Here is a 16,862-nt window from a genome sequence, read left to right as displayed (position 1 = left end):
TGCTTTTCCTTACTTTACGGATACATATCTGTTCCCTTCGATATAAAACCGCCAGGGATAATCCTTGGCTTCTCCGGCATAATCAACCCCTACCCGTTTCGCGGAAACTATCCTGAATTTTTCATTTTCCCCTTCCTCGACATACAGTTTACTCCCGCACAGATCTTCCCCATTTAAATTTTTATCAATGCGGAGCGCCTTACACAATTTTCCCGGCCCGTCCGTTAACCCTTTGATTTGATTCTTCGTCAACTGAGCATATGTCTTGTTGAACCTGCTCTGCGCCATGATGTCCAATCCGTCCAGCGGCTCAGCGGCCCTGAGCAAAACAGCCTGAGGATTGCCCGCTTCTCTGGTCACGATATTAAAGCAATAATGCATACCATAAATCATAAAAACATAAGAAAACCCGGACTCTCCGTACATCACCTCCACTCTTGGCGTTCTTTTTCCGCCATAGGAGTGCGCTGCCTGATCGTCGATCCCCATATACGCCTCTGCCTCGACAATCTTAGCCGCAATTCTTTGCCCGCCTGCTTCACGGACAAGCACCCTGCCCAAAAGCTCTTTGGCAACGATTAATGAATCTCTGTCATAAAATTCCCTGTCAAGTCTGTTCATTCAACTGACCCTCTCCGCAAAATCTCCGCATGGCTTAAGGATGCGGTTGGCTAGATTTCGTCTTTCTCTTCTTGCCCCTCCCCACCGGAAAAATCATGATAAAACACAGTATGATCAATGGCATGGCGCTGCCGGTGCATTTTGGCCGGGGCGGCGTCATCAGCGGGATATCCTATGACCAGCAGCGCAACCGGCACGAAATGGTCAGGTATCTGATAGGCTTCTTTCATCTTTTCCGGGTCAAAATACATGACCCAGGTGGAGCCCAAACCAATGGCCGCCGCTTCCAGCATCATGTGGGTTGTTACGATACTGGCATCCACATCGCCGCTGTCCTTCTGATCATATTTCCGCCGCCAGCTGACTGTTTTGTCATAACAGACCAGCAGCGCCGCCGGGGCATTAAAGTGGTATGGCGTGCATTCTTTCAGCTTGACCAGCTCCGCCTCCCTGTTCAGGACAAGAATTCGCTGCGGTTGAACATTAGCGGCAGTGGGCGCAAGCTGTCCGGCTTTTAGCACAAGCTCGAGCTTTTCCTGTTCAATCGGCTTGGGGTTAAATTGACGCACGGAATACCTTTCTTTGGCCAGGGTGATAAAATCCATCATCATTCCTCCGCTTTCTTTACAAGAATTTTTTTCAGCTGGTAAGCTTAGCATAAGAAAACGCGCACAAATATGCAAGTACGCACATTTTGGTGCCTGAAATTCAGGAGCGTGTTATGTCTGAAAAAGCCGGCACTTTGGGATGACCGCGCCGCGCTTGCGGGATTGGAAAGAACAGCCGGTGTTTCTCTATTCCTTCAACTTTGTGTCTGCCGCATCAGGCTTTATTTAAACGACAGCAGAATTTGAGAAAAAGAAAACGGACATCCGATGAGATGTCCGGCGAAATTCCGGCCTATTTCAGGGATTGATTAATTTTCCTTCACAGGTCCGTCATTCTTTTCATTTTTACTTTTTATCTCCGCTCAGCTTAAACCTCAACTTTATCCCGCTTGATTGCCGGCGGCCAGCGGGGCCGCTACGGCATAAACCCTGGCCCCCATTTCCGCGTCCAGCATGAGGATTCCCCGTCCGTCGTTTTCGCCGATAAGTCTTATTTTACTTAGGCTCTGTTCCGCGTTCGCCTCTTCTTCGGCCTGTTCATCGATAAACCACTTGATAAAGGAACTCGTTTTATGGTCCCGCTCTTCAATGGCCTGATCGGCAATATGATAAATTAACGCTGTTACCAACCGTTCATGGTCCACCTGTTTTTGGATTACTTCTTCAATGGTGGAAAATTCCCATTCCGGCGCCGGTATGGCCTGAAGCTTCACCCGTCCTCCGACCTGGTTTATGTAGTTAAAAAATATCAGAGCGTGATCCCTTTCTTCCATGGCCTGCACCCGGAACCAATGGGCAAAGCCATCCAAATTCCGGCTCGCAAAATAAGCTTCAAAAGATAAGTACAGATAGGAAGAATACAATTCTTTCTGAATTTGCTCGTTCAACAAGTCTTCCATTTTTTCGCTGATCATCTTTCCAATTCCTCCTATTAATCCTAGTATTTTCACTTCGAGCAGGAAATATACTCTGAGCAAGCCATAACCCTCTTCAACAACGTCTGAAACTAAATTATATCATAATGACTATCCTTAATAAGGTTTCACGGAATAAATCCCCTGTACTTTTTCATCTTTTTTCTCTATTTACAGAATCATCACTGTTTCTCTGCTGGATTATTACAAAGATTGTAAAAACGACAACTATGCTTAAACAAAAGCAACAGCTTATTTAAGATTGTCCGGATATAAGTTGTCCAATATTTTTAAGCCTGATCGCGTTTTGAAAATTTTTTCACGAATATTTTTTATTGAACTGATCGGCATTTCATCTTCAAAAATATTAACGAGAAAATCTGCCTCAACCAGTATTTGATAATCCAGCCCCTCGATATTTTTATAAGTATGATGATGGGCGATCAGCCAACATACACGCTCAATGATCCCTTGCTCAACCGAAAGAGCTGCCAACAGTTTTTTCGCTTCCGGCGGACCTTCAATTTGTTGATGGCTGCCATTCGAGCTCTGGTACTTTATCTCACTGTTTTTAATTCCAATATCGTGGGTTAACGCAGTAATCTCAAGAATCTCCCGGGTAGTATTATCCAGTCCTTCCATTGCGCCGATTACTTTTGCAAAGCCATATACTTTTAAAAAGTGATTAATTCGCCTTGCATCTCCCGCATAATATGAAATCATTGAATTAAGAACATGATTGATCTTATCCATTTTGCACATCCAATCATTTAAGCTCAGGCTAAGGCCAGTTCGGTGCCAGAGTATCCCTTTTTTTCCTTAAGCAGGCTGATCTATACTCTTAAATTATGCTTATTATATTACATGCGTGTGACAATGTCTAAGCGATGAATTTCATTTTTGTCAAATCAATTTTCCTGCGTATTTTCCACGGATTTCCTGGGTATTAGGGCAGTGTCCTAAAAGAAGCAAGCAAACTCATGGCGGGCGGCGGCGTTAAAGTAACGGCACTCGGCCCAATATTCAGTTTTACGCCCCTAAGCCCATCAGGGCCAGACGGTTAACCGCGCCCACATTGTTGTAGATAATTTCTACTTTTTGGCGGCGGTCGCCCCTCGCTTGTTCCGGCTCATGGACGATAATGCGGTCAATAAATTCATGGACGATTGCCGGGGTCAGTTCCTTGATTTCCGTGTATCTCCGAAGCTGTTCCGATAAGGCCCGGTTACGCTCGTCGGCGTGCATGACCGCCGATAAAACATAGCCTTCTTCCAGATAGGTCTGACACTTTCTGAGGGCATCATGAGCGCTTTTCCCTGGCCTGAATCCATAGCTCGTTTCCACGAACTTTGGCTCGTATATGGGGCTCAGCACCTGCGCAATTGCCTGTTGGATGACACGGTCTACCGCCGTTGGTATTCCCAGTTTTCTTTTCTTCCCTCCCTCTTTGGGTATTTCTACCCTCCGTACCGGGGCTGGCCGGTATTTTCCGGCCAGTATGGATTTCCGGAGTTCCTCGCCGCTTTCTTTGAGATATTGCAGAAGTTCATCTACTCCCATCCCATCGATTCCGCCGGCTCCTTTATTCCCTTTCACACGTTTGTATGCACGGTTCAGGTTTTCCGAGCTGACGATTTGTTCCAGCAATCCATCTACTTTTCTGTCGGCGTTGGTGACGTTGTTTTCAGTTATCCTCCTGCCGATAAGCGCTCCACCTTCCTCTTCGTGTTCCGCACTATCCCTCCGGCGCCAGCCATTGCCACAGCAACGTTTTGTGCTTTCTTTTGTCTCGGATTCGGTAACATTCATTTACTCTCACCTCCTAAGGTTCAGCCCTTCCCATGCCCGTCGACTGGCATGGTACTATGGCCTCTGCTGACTTCTCACGGTAAATCTTGTTTCAACCGCGGTTCGTAAAAAAAGCTCCCTGCGTCCGTGAGACCTCCCCGGGTACTCACACGTTCTTTCCCTCTTAGTACTCATTCCATAACTACTAAATGCAATTCCGTGCAGCTATTGGACTTTGGTTTGTATGGCAACCTTATCCTTGCATTTAGCCTCAGATGTAACAAGCCAGAGTTTTGCCTAATCCTTTCTTCAGATTCCACCTCACGATGGACACCCTTGGCTTCGGCTGTATCCTTCCCACTGCCGGGTGGATTGGGGACTTTCACCCGTTAGAACGTGTGCCCACCGGGCGCACCATAAAAGGGCCTCCAATCGCATAACTGCCATTGGAAGGCCCTTAAAAGCGCGCATTTAACTAACCCACATAATCTTTTGGATTATCGGCAGTTTAATTCAAATAGTTGTATTTTACTATTGGTCGACCAAGTATTTTATGGAATTAATCCTTTGTCTGTCCAGCGTTCTATTATACCTTGCTTTATTTCTAATAGCATGTGGCTTCAATACAAAGTGAAACGCTATATAATTTAATATTCCTCCCCCTAATCTATGTTTTTTAGCACGTTGTAAATCTTTGTAAAACCGTTCTGTTATTATCTTTAATTTATGAGTTGCTGTACTATCAATTGGATTTTTATTGTGTTCCACTTTAATTTTTAATGAGCCGCTGACATATCCCCCAGATACTCTGACTAACTTTTTAAGAATTGATAAAGCCGCACCTCCTTCGGCATTTTCATAGGTAGTAAGCGTTATGCAGGGTTTGTTTTTTAAGAGTTGTTCAACCAGCAAATGAGCTCGATCTACAAATACTTTGAACTGCCCGGAAATATTGCTTCCATAAGTAGGGCTACCAAAAATAACTCCGTCACTATTTTCTATTTCTTTGCTAATCTCTTCTATGCCATCATCTTTAATATGACAAAAACCTGTTCGATAACAACTTAGACATCCGTCACAGAATCTTGGTTTTATTTCCCCAAGATTATAAAAACAAATCTGAATAGATTTATCTATAGACATAAGATTTTCTTTTATCATACTCAATATTTTACCAGTAGCCCCTTTAGACCTAGGGCTTCCATTAATAATTACTATTTGCATATAAATCCTCCCGGTATGTATTGGATATATGTCCAATATCTTGTTTGATAATGCGACGAACTATTGTCACATATGAGATTAATGTCTCACTTGTGCTATTTGATTATTTTGAGTATAATAGATGTGGATAACCAAGGTCAATAGTTTGGAATTAAGTGCTACATTTCAAACATAAACGTGACATTTATAAGGAGCTTATTTATGACAAAGAAAATGAATCCTCTTATAATAAAATCTCAAAAATGGCTAGTGGATGCTTTATTAAGCTTAATGAAACAAAAAGCTTTTAGTCAAATCACTATAAGAGAAATTGCAGAGAAAGCTGAACTAGACCGCAGGACATTTTATCGGCATTTTTCTTCTAAGGAAGATATACTAAACCATTATATTGACAATCTATACAAAGAATATTTGTCCAACCTTAGTAAAGAACCTGAACTTACGATTTACTCTATTTCAAAAATATATTTTGAATTTTGGGAGAACCATCTTGATTTTTTATTAATCATAATTCAAAATCATTTGCAATCTTTTTTATTAAGCAAATATAATGAGTATTTGCCACAGATTTATAATGCGCTTGAATCCGGAATACCTTTATCAACAAATTCAATTTACTTTCAATATGCTCTTGCTTTTAAATCAGGTGGTTTTTGGAACATATTATTTGAATGGGCTAAAAATGGTGCAATGCAGAAGCCTCATGAAATGGCAAATATAGTTTTTAAACTGGTGGGAAATAACTTAATGGAATCAGCAGATTAATTCTAACCAGTAAGCAAGCAGCTTTATTGATTCGTCCTGCCCAAGTTCGACAACTTCGGGCAAATTTGGCCCGAAGTATGAATATATCAAATAAGATGGACACCCGCCGGTATCCATCTATACATTACCTATCTGTTAGCCGTCTATCTCATCATTGTGGTGTTGGATATTTGCTTCCTTATGAACACTGCGCATTGGGGCAGTGAATACTCGTCAAATAATCCCTTTTCTCATTTAAACAGCGGTCGCAGCGATATCAGGGTCACCAGCAGGTTAAGTTTTAAACTGTAGATATAATATTCATATCATGCATAATATTATAAGAGAGGTGTTTAGTTTGAAAATAATAGTATTAGCCGGTGGACTTAGTCCTGAAAGAGATGTTTCTCTTTCTTCGGGTGCGTTAATATCAAATGCATTAATCGAAAAAGGGCATGACGTAATGTTGCTTGATTTATATTTAGGGATAAATAACAAACATATAGAACCTGCATATATAAATCTAAAATCTAATAAAACCTTTTCGTACCTGGTTCCACCAGAGGAACCTGATCTGGACGCTATTAAAGCGAGTGTTAATAATAGAGGGAGCTTAATTGGTGATGGAATCATAGATTTGTGCAAAGAAGCTGATGTGGTTTTTCTTGCTTTGCACGGCTCAATCGGTGAGAATGGTAAATTACAAGCCGTTTTAGATATAAATGGGATAAAATACACAGGTACAGGTTATGTTGGCAGTCTTTTGGCAATGGATAAAGACTTATCGAAAAAGCTGATTTTATCAAATAATATTCTAACACCTCATTGGAAATATGTTGATTTGCAAACTGATACTGATTTTGATGACATCAATTATCCGTGTGTTGTTAAACCCTGTAGTTGTGGATCAAGTGTTGGAGTTACCATGGTTGAAACCCCTTCTGAACTCAATAGTGCTATTGAATTTGCTAAAAAATATGAGAACTCTGTTATTATTGAGGAAAAAATAGTCGGCAGGGAATTTTCAGTCGGGATTTTAAACGGGGAAGCATTGCCTGTAATTGAAATAAAACCATTAATTGGTTTTTATGATTACAAAAATAAATATCAAAAAGGTCTGACAGGAGAAATATGCCCAGCAAATATTTCGAATGAAATTCGTTATTTATTGCAGAATAGTGCTGTAAAAGTTCATAATCTTTTGCGATTAGGTTTTTATTCACGAATAGACTTTATATTAGATCAAAGCAATAATGCTTACTGTTTGGAAGCGAATACTTTGCCGGGAATGACACCAACAAGTTTATTACCACAGGAAGCATTGGCAAATGATATTACATATAGTGATTTATGTGAGAAGATAGCTTTCGCAATATAAATCCATTAAAATTTTTCGGGGACATCTGTCACTATTGGCCCATTTTGAAAAACGGGAATAAATCATATCTTTCTTTTAGACTTGTTAAGAAAGCTATATGAGCTTCAACCATTCCCCCTGTGGAGCGCCTGCAAAGAGGGGTATCTATTTTTTCGGCGTGTAGTACCCCTATTTATCGGGTTTTTCAAAAAATATATCTGAGGATAGGAGCGGGGGCAACATTCAAAAATGATCATGGCCCCCTGTTTTTTTTTACTTGTCAATGCCGGAAATAAGGCTCGCTCACTGATTGCTATGAGGCCGTAATCACGGAAGCCAGCAGGAGCAATTCTTCATTGGCGTTGTAGATTTGCGGGAATTGGGAAATGGGGAGAGGGTTGGTCCCGCTCCCGACTTCCACGGTATAGCCGGGCCTTCGATATCTTTCGATAAACCAGTCCTTATACCCTGCGTAGGAGGCGATCCCGGTCGTTTCATCCAGGGCGTAGCCGCTGACGGCGGAAAAGCGTTCGCCGATATTCCGGGCCGCTGCTCCGGCCATGTTTTGGTAGTTCCAGTAAATGACTTCCCCCTGGCTGTGGTAGGCGATCACCAAACGGAAATCACGGGCCCGGGTAAAATCAGCCACCGTCCTGGACTCCGGTTCGGACTCTGGATAAGGGCCGGAATAGCGGGTCGGTCCCGGGCCGGTAATCCCGTAGGCGGCTTCGGCTTGCTTGGACAACTGCCAGGAAGCGTCATAATTATGGTTCAAATCCACCCCGCGGATATTGGCCTGCCAAACCCGGGAAAAATTTGTACTGCCGTTATTCCAGCGGATCAGAGACTCGTCATAGGGGTTCCCGCTGCGCAGTCCGTTTAACACCAGCTCGATGCCGTCCGGGTTCACCATGGGAATGATGTAAATGGAGGACCTGTTCCAGATATCCCGCGGCCGGTATCCCCGGATGGCGGTCCCCGCGGTATAGGCTTTGAGAAAATTTTCGGTGAACTTCATCAGCAGAACTGTCGTGATCCATTCCAGAGAGTGGTGGGAAGCGTTAAAAAACACTTGATTCGGGCCGCTGCCCAGTCTCAGGTAGTACAGGTTCCTGCCCAGGACGCTTTGCCCGGCGACCCCCACTCCCAGCGCCGGGTAACGGTCCTTCAGGCTCCAGATATCCCAGTTCAGGACGTCATAGGTGTAGTTGATCGTGGTGGTAACAATGTCCCCTCCGGCGGCCGGGATGTTCAGCCGCTGTCCGATTTGCAGGTCATAGCTGCTTACCCCGGGGTTGGCGGCCATCAGCGCGCCCAGGCTGATCCCGAACCTGCTGCTGATCAGATATAGGCTGTCTCCGGGCTGGACAGTATACGTGGAAGGAGCGGAGGTTGCCTGAAGCGCCTGGTATGTAAGGGGACCGACAATTCCGTCCGCGCTCAGGCCGCGGGCGTTTTGAAACCGTCTGACCGCCTGCTCCGTTTTTGTGCCGAAAATACCGTCAACCGGCCCCGGATCGAAGCCCCGTTGTTTTAACAGCGCTTGTACTTCCGCGACATCATTTCCTCTGAGACCGACTTTTAACATACGCACATGCATCACCCTTTTTTTAGTATCACAATAGTCTATGGGTTATGCCGCCCAAAAATGATTCCCCCGGCACACCAATCTCCTTCGTTAAGCCCTGTGCCAAATCAAAAAAGTACCCCCTTCCATTTTTCCGAAATGCCCGGGGATACTTTTTTATTATTCGCTTGTCGATGTGCAATTGGCAGACAGATTATTGCCTTATTAATGAGGACCAGCGGAATTCTCCTCTACTGTGCCGGCTCCCTGTCAGATACCGTCAGCATGGCCTTTGTCTTCACCTGCCCTGGGCTGCGCTTTCGTCAGTGCCGGTGTCTGGTCCACTGAAATAGACGCTTGTAACGCCCCAGCGGTTTTCCCCGTCTTCCGAAAATTGGTTCAGTGCCATTCTGACGCTGTATGCATCATTTTCCCCAAAGCGGATGATGGCGGCATACAGGCTTTCCGTGCTGCCATCGGTAAGCTCAAAATCATCCGCGGAATTCACACTGGGCAACAGCAGCCCCTGCGGTGCGGGGTCGAACCTGTGTTCCATCCCGGTTTCCGGGGGCTGGCCTGAACGATATTGCTCCAGCATAGTTTGCAGCGCTGCTAAAAACTGGGTTTTATCGGTGTCCTCCGGAAAAGGATGGATGGGGCCGAACATTTCCAGTATTGTTTCGTACGCCTCTTTCGTCAACTCCGCAACACTTTCATAAGGCGTTTCGGCGTAGTATTTTTCCCCGTCCTGATACAGGTACACTGTTTTATTGGGCAATAGTTCCACCTTGATCACCCGGTCATCGGGAGGGACGTCGTTTACGCTTTTTTTCGCGGTGGGTGAGGCCCTGTTCAGGATGTCCACGATTCCTTGTATCCCTTGCCGATTTTCCTTCGGATATACGTGATCACCGCTTACCTGAAGTCCTTTGTCCTGCATGGAAATTTTAATTTCCTCGATCTGGTCTGCGTTTATGCCCTGTTCGGACACACGGCAGGCGACAAGCGCACTCACCAGAGTAATTGCCAATACGGTGAGGACAAGAACAACCGTGCCATTTCCACGTTTTTTCGTGTTTAGGATATTCTGCAAACGGCTCTTCAGCCTTTTTTGTCCGCCGAAGAAGTAGGTAGACAGGGGAGTCTGAAAATTTTTCTGCCGTTTTATCTCCGTCAAAATGGTTTCACCATAGGCCCGCCGCAACTCAGGGGACACCCCTTTTATGACTTCATCGTCGCAGGAGAGTTCTAAATCCGCGCTTGCTTCACGGAACATGAGATATACGAATGGATTAAACCAGTGCAGTGCATTTACAAAAACAAGGAGCAGTTTATACCACAGATCATGCCGTTTGCAGTGGGTCAGTTCATGCCGCATGATAAAGGCAATATCCGTATCAGAATAATCCTCATGGGGAAGGAAAAGGATGGGCTGGGTAAAGCCAATCATCATTGGGCCGGCTACACGCTCGCTTATGCGTAACGTAATCGTTTTAGTCAGGCCAACGCTGGTTGAAGCAGGAGCGACTGCGGCAACAATTCGCGGATCTGCCGGGGCTTTGCTCCAACGCAGGGCCTTTTTCTTCAATACAAGATACCCCGCTATTTGATTACTCAAAAATACCACGCAACCGATGATCCAGATGATCATAGCCGCTTCAATTAATGTCAGGGAAATTGGGGGAGCTTCCGTAACGGGATGATTGATTACCGGCGGCGTGCCGCCAGGATTTTGCTGAGTAGGCGCGGGGGTTGTCCAGGCGTTCATTTGCCTATCGGGAATACTCATTTCAACAGGTGTCATCGGGATGGAAAAGTTGACGGGAATCATTAGCCGCACCGCTAAAACCAGCCAAATCCAATATTTCAGCTTTGACGCATAGAATTGATTAAAAAGAGGCGAAAGCAGCTTCAACACCAAAATCATCAGGCCGGCTGTCCCAGAGACTTCAAGAAGCGTAACAAAAAGAGATTCAAGCATGGTTATTCTTCCTTCGCTCAATTTTTTCGATCAGCTTCTGCAGCTCTGACAAGTCAGCGTCATTTATCGTGTGACTGTCGTAAAGACTTGTTACAAGGTTTTGCAAAGAGTTGCCGTAAAGTTTTTCTAAAATTGAGCGGCTTTCCTTTGCCTTATACTCTTCTGCCGAAATCAGGGCCGAATAGAGGTTTGTTCTGGTCGTTCTGTCACAATAGACAAAGCCCTTGGCGGCTAACCTGGCCAGGGCTGTCATTAAGGTTGACAGCGCCCAGCCGCGGCGGCCATGCAAGCGTTCCAAAATATAATTGGACGTAACCGGCTCCGAAGTATCCCATATCACCAACATCATTTCTAGCTCCGCGTCACCCAATCGCTTGATTTTATCGTTCACCAAATATCCCTCCCCACAATATGGCTGAGCGTTTGATGTCCTGCTTGCTTTCCATTATACCGATGTATAATGATATTGCCAAGTAGAAGACAACTGCTTTTTCAGATATTTGCTCCCATTAAATACCGGCTGACCTGAAAACGGGAAGAGGGCTTATCCTTGTTTTGAACTGGTTGAGAAAATCGGCTTGGCCTCAACAACAAAGAAACGCTGCCGCCAGAAGCGGGAGCGTCTTGTCAGAGCGGCGCGCTGTTCCAAACATCACGCGTTTTCACATAAAAAGTCTCAAGGCTGACAGTGCTGTCATGCCGATAATCAGATATCTAAAGAATTTCTCGTTGATTTTTTTCACGATAAAGAATCCCAAAACCGCGCCCAGGGCGATTACCGGCAGCACGACCGCTGTCAGAATCAGTAACTGCATCCCCATATTATGCCAGGCAAAAATCTGCACCGGAACCTTGATCGAATTGATGATGAAGAAGAACCAGGCATTGGTTCCCATGAAATGATTTTTCTGCAATCCGAGTGCCAATAAGTAAACACTGAAAATCGGCCCGGCTGCATTTCCGATCATGGTGGCGAATCCGCTTAAGATTCCCGCCGTGATGTAAAACCAGGTCTGGGTGGGCACTTCAAAATTTTTCCCCATTTTTTCCGTGTACAATAAAATGCCTAAGCAGAACAAAACAATGATCCCGATCAGGATGACAAATATCTGATCACTGATCACTTTGCCGACGACAGCGCCGATCACCATGCCGATCAAGGCCCAGGGCAGGGGGGCAATCACCTTTTTCCAATTGACGCTCCTGCGATAAGACCAGACAGCAAACACATCTCCGACCAACAGCATCGGGAGCAAAATCCCGGTAGAATCCCTTCCGCCAAAGACGCTGGCCAGCATAGGGATCACCAGCATGAGCACACCGCTGATCCCGGTCTTTGAAAACCCTACGAGAAATGCGGTGACCATCACGATGATGCATTGCATCTGAGTCAGGTTTAGGAGCTGTAGAAAATCATCCATGTTTATTCCCATTTCTGTATGTTGGCCTCCCGAATTTTATCTCATGGTATCAGCCGCCGGGCAATCAGCAGAGAGCAGGGCAGCGGCAAGAACCGGCGGCCTATACGGCTTCCACCCCGCCACAAGCATTTTTACATTCCTGCCGGAACGATTTTCTCTGGTGTTATTTCTTTATATGATCTCTCCCGATCAAAAGAAACTCCACTCGAAGATCTTCTCTGGATGACGGCCTCATCCTGCCCAGAACTTTTTGCGAGAGGACGGGGCGATTGATCAGATCAGCCCCACTTTTCCTCCTATTATATCAAGCATGCGCTCTCCCTCCAATGTATTTTTTCTCTGCTTCCAGCGATCAAGGTGTCCTTTATGCCTTTATTTTCAAGAGTTTCTGAAGCATAAACTCAGCGTGATCCTTCATGAGCCGCAGGTCATTGCCGGAGCGCAGGGCTGTGTAAGCTTGAGCGGCCAACTTATTCAAAATGAGTATGACACAACATTTTAGGGATGGTTAAAATAATGGCTATGATGATCAGATCAGATCAGATCTGATCATACGGACAGGAGAAAATAATTACGGTTTCGCTTCCCCGGAGTACATCTCCAATTTTTTTATGGCTTTATCCCTGCACCGTTTGATACACGTTCCGCATTTGATGCACTTTTGTTCATCGATCACATACGCTTTGCCACGCTCTCCCCTGATCGCTCCGGCCTTGCAAGCCTTTTTGCATTTGTCGCAGCTCCGGCATTTTTCAGGGGTAATCTGATACCGGCAGAGAGCAGTGGCCGGATTTCCTTTCGGCTTTCCATCTCCATTCTTTTAGAGACGAGATGACAGGATATTCTTGAGCATTTCACACCCTCTTCTTTCTGCAACAATCGATCCATCACACAGCTTCCGGGCAAACCTGCGGCGGCGCTGTCCGGTTTAGGCGCAGCAAAGCAAGGGTGCGTCGCCCAAACCACCCTGCTCTCACCGGCAAAAGTTCATCATGGTTTCACAGGAAAGAAGGATAGCCGCCTGTGTGGACCATTACTTAGCCTCTTGCACCGCCCGGTATAGAATGAAATCAAATTATTTTTCTTTTTTTTACTGATCAGCCCATTTACGGTCAAGAAGATCGCCAATCTCAGTGAGAAAACGGAATAGCACAGCTTGCTCGTCCTCACTGTAGTGTTCGAGAAAGGACAACCATTCTTCTCTGACTTCATTGTGGAGCTTTTTATGCTCGCCATAAACAGACCGGCCGCTCTCAGTCAGCCGAAAGTAAATTTCTTTATGATTGTCCGGCTCCTGATAAGTCTCGATCAAGCCCTTGCTGAGTAACTTTTTGCTGATTTTACTGATCGCTCCCCGCGTCAGGCCCATCTTTTCGGAAATTTTTGTTACATTCGGATGGTCAAGCCTCCCAATCCAGTCAATACAGTGTACTTCCGCAAGGCTGATTTCATCCAGCAGCCCCGCTAGTTTAGGCTCGAATACGTCCGAATGCTCTTGGATTTTGATCAGAGTGTCTAAGATTCTCAGCTTTTGATTCATACCATCCCTCTTTTGTTTACTTGGAAACAATATCAGCAGTCTATCACTTTTTTGTTTCCCAGTCAACAAAATTTTCGTTTTGCCGGCCTGGCTATATATACCGGCTGTACGGAACACTGTCCGGCAATGGGGAAATCATTCTTTCCGCAAAAAAAAGACGGCGCAGTGATCCTTCCCACTGTGCCATCTGTTCCGTTCAGCCTTCTCATCCCAAGAAAAAGGTACTGTCTATCTGTGTGTCATTTTTATATCTGTTCCAGTGCCTGTCTCAAATCCTCAATAATATCTTCGGAATGTTCAATCCCTACCGATAAGCGGATCAAATCCGGGGCCACTCCTGCTTTTCTTAACTGTTCATCTGTCAGCTGTCTGTGTGTATGACTGGCCGGGTGCAACAGGCAGGTTTTGCTGTCGGCCACATGGGTTACGATCGAAGCCAGCTTCAGCTTGTCCATAAACTGAATCGAGCGTTCTCGGCCGCCTTTGATTCCAAACGCCAGCACCCCGCAGGAGCCGTCAGGGAGGTACTTCGCGGCCAAGTGATGATATGGACTGCTCTGAAGACCAGGATAATTCACCCAGGCTACTTTCTGATGTTTTTCTAAAAACCGGGCTGTTTCCAATGCATTTTCGCAATGTCTCTTCATCCGAAGGTGAAGGGTTTCCAAGCCAAGATTTAAGTAAAAGGCATTTTGCGGAGACTGGATCGCGCCCAAATCACGCATCAGCTGGGTGGTTGCTTTTGTGATATAGGCCCCCTTGCCGAATCTTTCGGCATAGATAAGCCCGTGATAGGAATCATCGGGTGTCGTCAGTCCCGGGAACTTCTCCGCATGGGCTGTCCAGTCAAAATTGCCGCTGTCCACTATACAGCCCCCGACACCCACCGCGTGCCCGTCCATATACTTTGTCGTCGAATGGGTGACGATGTCGGCCCCCCACTCGAACGGTCTGCAGTTGACCGGAGTGGCAAAGGTATTGTCAACAATCAGCGGCACCCCATGCCGGTGCGCCAGCCGGGCAAATTTTTCAAAATCAAAGACGGATACTGTGGGATTTGTAATCGTCTCGCCAAAAACTGCTTTTGTATTGGCCTGAAAATATCTTTCCAATTCCTCTTCCGGTAAATCCTGATCCACAAAGGTGCATTCAATTCCCATTTTTCTCATGGTAACGCCGAACAAATTGTATGTCCCGCCATAAATGGCCGAGGAAGCGATGAAATGGTCTCCGGCCTCACAGATATTAAAAAGGGCGTAAAAGTTGGCCGCCTGTCCCGAAGAAGTAAGCATAGCCCCGGCTCCGCCTTCCAGCGCGCAGATTTTGGCCGCCACAGCATCGTTCGTGGGATTTTGCAGCCTGGTATAAAAATAACCCTCGGCCTCTAAATCAAAAAGTTTTCCCATCTCATCACTGGTATCATATTTGAACGTTGTGCTCTGATAAACCGGAAGCTGCCTGGGCGCCCCTTTCTCCGGCTTCCAGCCCTCATGAATGCATTTTGTTTCTATTCTGCCTGACATAAAGATCCTCCTCCAAATTACCCTATGCGTTCCCGCTGTTTTGCTGTTTCCGTCGTTTTATCGTACACCTATTTGACCGGTCTTGGCAACTATAATGGACCCGGAGAACAAGACAGCCCAAAAGACGGAACAAGCTGGAATGGAGTCCCGAAAAAGAAGTATGAGAAGAGAAGAGAAAGGAAAGGGAAGGAAGGGAAGGGAAGAGTTGAGTTCACTCCTAACGCTTTTTGCGGCCGGAATAATCATTTGTTTAAGAGGTCTTTGATGATGGAACTGGTTGGCCTGCCCAATTTCCTCGTGAATTTTTTCTAATATTTTGATGGAATTATGTATTGTAAATACAGACTGTTGGTTAAAGACTCTCAAATCTCTTTGTGCAGCATAAGCAGCAATAACCTTATCTTTAAAGATCCTCCATTTGGTATTTTGGGGAAGATTACTTTCTCTTCCGAAGCACTCTTTTTCATTCCGCTCCCCTTCCGCAGCCTCAGTAGAGGAGGGCCTGGCATCAGTCAAAATGGACACCAGTGTCCATTTTGGCCCGTCAACCGAGTTCGGCTCACACCCTTTACAGAGTTTCATCAGCCTTTCGGCGCTTTTCCGGGTCTTCGGGCCCTTTCCCCCATTCCCCGCGTTTGACCAGGGCCTTGGCCTCTTTCTGTCGGCCCATGAAGGATGAAGACTGAGATTGATGGCATACTTATTACGATGTTCACCGTTTCAATCCACACACCCATGAAGGGTGCGACCTATCAAACTTTTTCTGATGACCGATTACTTCGTTTCAATCCACGCACCCCTGCGGGGTGCGACGGGAGACTGGTTCAGAGCCATGGCAGAAAGCTATGTTTCAATCCACGCACCCCTGCGGGGTGCGACATGTTACGGAGTGGGGGAGGGGAGGAAAAAAGAAGTTTCAATCCACGCACCCCTGCGGGGTGCGACCATCTTTGCAGTATACAATCAATCCCGCTTTTTCGTTTCAATCCACGCACCCCTGCGGGGTGCGACAAAAAGTGCATAATTCCTTAAACTTTGTTCTTTGTTTCAATCCACGCACCCCTGCGGGGTGCGACAAATACATCAGCAAAATCGCAGAGACCGACGCTGTTTCAATCCACGCACCCCTGCGGGGTGCGACGTTATAGTAGACGATAATTACTTTGAACGGCTGGTTTCAATCCACGCACCCCTGCGGGGTGCGACACGCGGGGCCAAGGTCAAGCATGGACTTCGCTAGTTTCAATCCACGCACCCCTGCGGGGTGCGACCCAATACTGCTTTTTTAACACGGGGCTTGAAATGTTTCAATCCACGCACCCCTGCGGGGTGCGACTTCGTAACGCGCTATTATCCAGACCATAATGCGGTTTCAATCCACGCACCCCTGCGGGGTGCGACAACCCTAATAGGTATGCCTAAAGTATAATGCCCGTTTCAATCCACGCACCCCTGCGGGGTGCGACGTGTCCCGCGCGTCCTGAAATGATTCAAACCGAGGTTTCAATCCACGCACCCCTGCGGGGTGCGACACCTGTTTGCCGTGCATAGAAAAATGGCTAGAAGTTTCAATC

16 protein-coding genes and 1 CRISPR repeat array (1 of these 17 only partly in view) are annotated in these 16,862 nt (G+C 46.1%); of the genes, 2 read left to right on the top strand and 14 right to left on the bottom strand.

The window, feature by feature from the left end; all coding sequences use genetic code 11:
• Positions 1-9 precede the first annotated feature (9 nt).
• From SGLY_RS04660 to SGLY_RS04635, 6 genes are all read right to left on the bottom strand, one after another.
• Positions 10-621: a DNA-3-methyladenine glycosylase gene (locus SGLY_RS04660; protein ID WP_013624138.1), complete on the bottom strand. Its 612-nt coding sequence runs from the start codon at positions 619-621 to the stop codon at positions 10-12.
• A 50-nt stretch (positions 622-671) separates the two neighbouring features.
• Complete coding sequence (locus tag SGLY_RS04655) at positions 672-1,226, bottom strand: nitroreductase family protein (RefSeq protein ID WP_013624137.1); 555 nt, start codon at positions 1,224-1,226, stop codon at positions 672-674.
• A 383-nt stretch (positions 1,227-1,609) separates the two neighbouring features.
• Positions 1,610-2,143, bottom strand: coding sequence for a ferritin (locus tag SGLY_RS04650; RefSeq protein WP_013624136.1), 534 nt, complete (start codon positions 2,141-2,143; stop codon positions 1,610-1,612).
• 252 nt (positions 2,144-2,395) lie between these two features.
• The gene (locus SGLY_RS04645; protein ID WP_013624135.1) at positions 2,396-2,896 is read right to left on the bottom strand and encodes an HD domain-containing protein; all 501 of its coding nucleotides are present in this window, start codon (positions 2,894-2,896) and stop codon (positions 2,396-2,398) included.
• A 276-nt stretch (positions 2,897-3,172) separates the two neighbouring features.
• Positions 3,173-3,952, bottom strand: coding sequence for a DUF4368 domain-containing protein (locus SGLY_RS04640; RefSeq protein WP_013624134.1), 780 nt, complete (start codon positions 3,950-3,952; stop codon positions 3,173-3,175).
• Between the two features lie 510 nt (positions 3,953-4,462).
• Positions 4,463-5,155, bottom strand: a complete 693-nt coding sequence (locus SGLY_RS04635; protein ID WP_013624133.1) for a flavodoxin family protein — start codon at positions 5,153-5,155, stop codon at positions 4,463-4,465.
• Positions 5,156-5,356: 201 nt separating this feature from the next.
• On the opposite strand from SGLY_RS04635, the gene SGLY_RS04630 reads away from it, so the two are divergent.
• Both SGLY_RS04630 and SGLY_RS04625 read left to right on the top strand, forming a co-directional pair.
• A complete protein-coding gene (locus SGLY_RS04630) occupies positions 5,357-5,920 on the top strand; it encodes a TetR/AcrR family transcriptional regulator (protein ID WP_013624132.1) in 564 nt (187 codons plus the stop codon).
• Positions 5,921-6,257: 337 nt separating this feature from the next.
• Positions 6,258-7,277, top strand: a complete 1,020-nt coding sequence (locus tag SGLY_RS04625; RefSeq protein WP_013624131.1) for a D-alanine--D-alanine ligase family protein — start codon at positions 6,258-6,260, stop codon at positions 7,275-7,277.
• A gap of 292 nt (positions 7,278-7,569) precedes the next feature.
• Here SGLY_RS04625 and SGLY_RS04620 read toward each other — a convergent pair whose 3' ends face one another.
• The 8 genes from SGLY_RS04620 to SGLY_RS04585 all read right to left on the bottom strand — a co-directional run bounded on the left by SGLY_RS04620 (position 7,570) and on the right by SGLY_RS04585 (position 15,288).
• Complete coding sequence (locus SGLY_RS04620) at positions 7,570-8,850, bottom strand: M14 family metallopeptidase (protein ID WP_041445048.1); 1,281 nt, start codon at positions 8,848-8,850, stop codon at positions 7,570-7,572.
• Positions 8,851-9,121: 271 nt separating this feature from the next.
• The gene (locus SGLY_RS04615; RefSeq protein WP_013624129.1) at positions 9,122-10,804 is read right to left on the bottom strand and encodes a M56 family metallopeptidase; all 1,683 of its coding nucleotides are present in this window, start codon (positions 10,802-10,804) and stop codon (positions 9,122-9,124) included.
• A complete protein-coding gene (locus tag SGLY_RS04610) occupies positions 10,797-11,195 on the bottom strand; it encodes a BlaI/MecI/CopY family transcriptional regulator (RefSeq protein ID WP_013624128.1) in 399 nt (132 codons plus the stop codon). Before SGLY_RS04610 ends, SGLY_RS04615 begins: the two co-directional genes overlap by 8 nt.
• Before the next feature lie 271 nt (positions 11,196-11,466).
• Entirely contained in the window at positions 11,467-12,237 is a 771-nt protein-coding gene (locus SGLY_RS04605; protein ID WP_013624127.1) for a sulfite exporter TauE/SafE family protein, read from the bottom strand.
• Positions 12,238-12,796: 559 nt separating this feature from the next.
• Complete coding sequence (locus tag SGLY_RS18615; RefSeq protein WP_083811183.1) at positions 12,797-12,988, bottom strand: DUF362 domain-containing protein; 192 nt, start codon at positions 12,986-12,988, stop codon at positions 12,797-12,799.
• The gene (locus SGLY_RS04595; protein WP_148228067.1) at positions 12,898-13,191 is read right to left on the bottom strand and encodes a hypothetical protein; all 294 of its coding nucleotides are present in this window, start codon (positions 13,189-13,191) and stop codon (positions 12,898-12,900) included. Before SGLY_RS04595 ends, SGLY_RS18615 begins: the two co-directional genes overlap by 91 nt.
• A 124-nt stretch (positions 13,192-13,315) precedes the next feature.
• Positions 13,316-13,765, bottom strand: coding sequence for a MarR family winged helix-turn-helix transcriptional regulator (locus SGLY_RS04590; RefSeq protein WP_013624126.1), 450 nt, complete (start codon positions 13,763-13,765; stop codon positions 13,316-13,318).
• Between the two features lie 245 nt (positions 13,766-14,010).
• Positions 14,011-15,288 (bottom strand): O-acetylhomoserine aminocarboxypropyltransferase/cysteine synthase family protein, encoded by a 1,278-nt coding sequence (locus SGLY_RS04585; protein ID WP_013624125.1) that lies wholly within the window; start codon positions 15,286-15,288, stop codon positions 14,011-14,013.
• A gap of 717 nt (positions 15,289-16,005) precedes the next feature.
• A CRISPR array of direct repeats spans positions 16,006-16,862; the repeat unit is 32 nt; unit sequence GTTTCAATCCACGCACCCCTGCGGGGTGCGAC (it continues 2,184 nt past the right edge of the window).

The sequence above is a fragment of the Syntrophobotulus glycolicus DSM 8271 genome (assembly GCF_000190635.1).
GTDB classification, from domain to species: domain Bacteria; phylum Bacillota; class Desulfitobacteriia; order Desulfitobacteriales; family Syntrophobotulaceae; genus Syntrophobotulus; species Syntrophobotulus glycolicus.
This window is presented reverse-complemented; position numbering and strand designations above follow the sequence as displayed.

Excerpts from the sequence above, each read along its gene's own strand:
- SGLY_RS04660 (WP_013624138.1), bottom strand. The coding sequence starts at position 621 with ATGAACAGACTTGACAGGGAATTTTATGACAGAGATTCATTAATCGTT.
- SGLY_RS04655 (WP_013624137.1), bottom strand. The coding sequence starts at position 1,226 with ATGGATTTTATCACCCTGGCCAAAGAAAGGTATTCCGTGCGTCAATTT.
- SGLY_RS04650 (WP_013624136.1), bottom strand. The coding sequence starts at position 2,143 with ATGATCAGCGAAAAAATGGAAGACTTGTTGAACGAGCAAATTCAGAAA.
- SGLY_RS04645 (WP_013624135.1), bottom strand. The coding sequence starts at position 2,896 with ATGGATAAGATCAATCATGTTCTTAATTCAATGATTTCATATTATGCG.
- SGLY_RS04640 (WP_013624134.1), bottom strand. The coding sequence starts at position 3,952 with ATGAATGTTACCGAATCCGAGACAAAAGAAAGCACAAAACGTTGCTGT.
- SGLY_RS04635 (WP_013624133.1), bottom strand. The coding sequence starts at position 5,155 with ATGCAAATAGTAATTATTAATGGAAGCCCTAGGTCTAAAGGGGCTACT.
- SGLY_RS04630 (WP_013624132.1), top strand. The coding sequence starts at position 5,357 with ATGACAAAGAAAATGAATCCTCTTATAATAAAATCTCAAAAATGGCTA.
- SGLY_RS04615 (WP_013624129.1), bottom strand. The coding sequence starts at position 10,804 with ATGCTTGAATCTCTTTTTGTTACGCTTCTTGAAGTCTCTGGGACAGCC.
- SGLY_RS04605 (WP_013624127.1), bottom strand. The coding sequence starts at position 12,237 with ATGGGAATAAACATGGATGATTTTCTACAGCTCCTAAACCTGACTCAG.
- SGLY_RS04590 (WP_013624126.1), bottom strand. The coding sequence starts at position 13,765 with ATGAATCAAAAGCTGAGAATCTTAGACACTCTGATCAAAATCCAAGAG.
- SGLY_RS04585 (WP_013624125.1), bottom strand. The coding sequence starts at position 15,288 with ATGTCAGGCAGAATAGAAACAAAATGCATTCATGAGGGCTGGAAGCCG.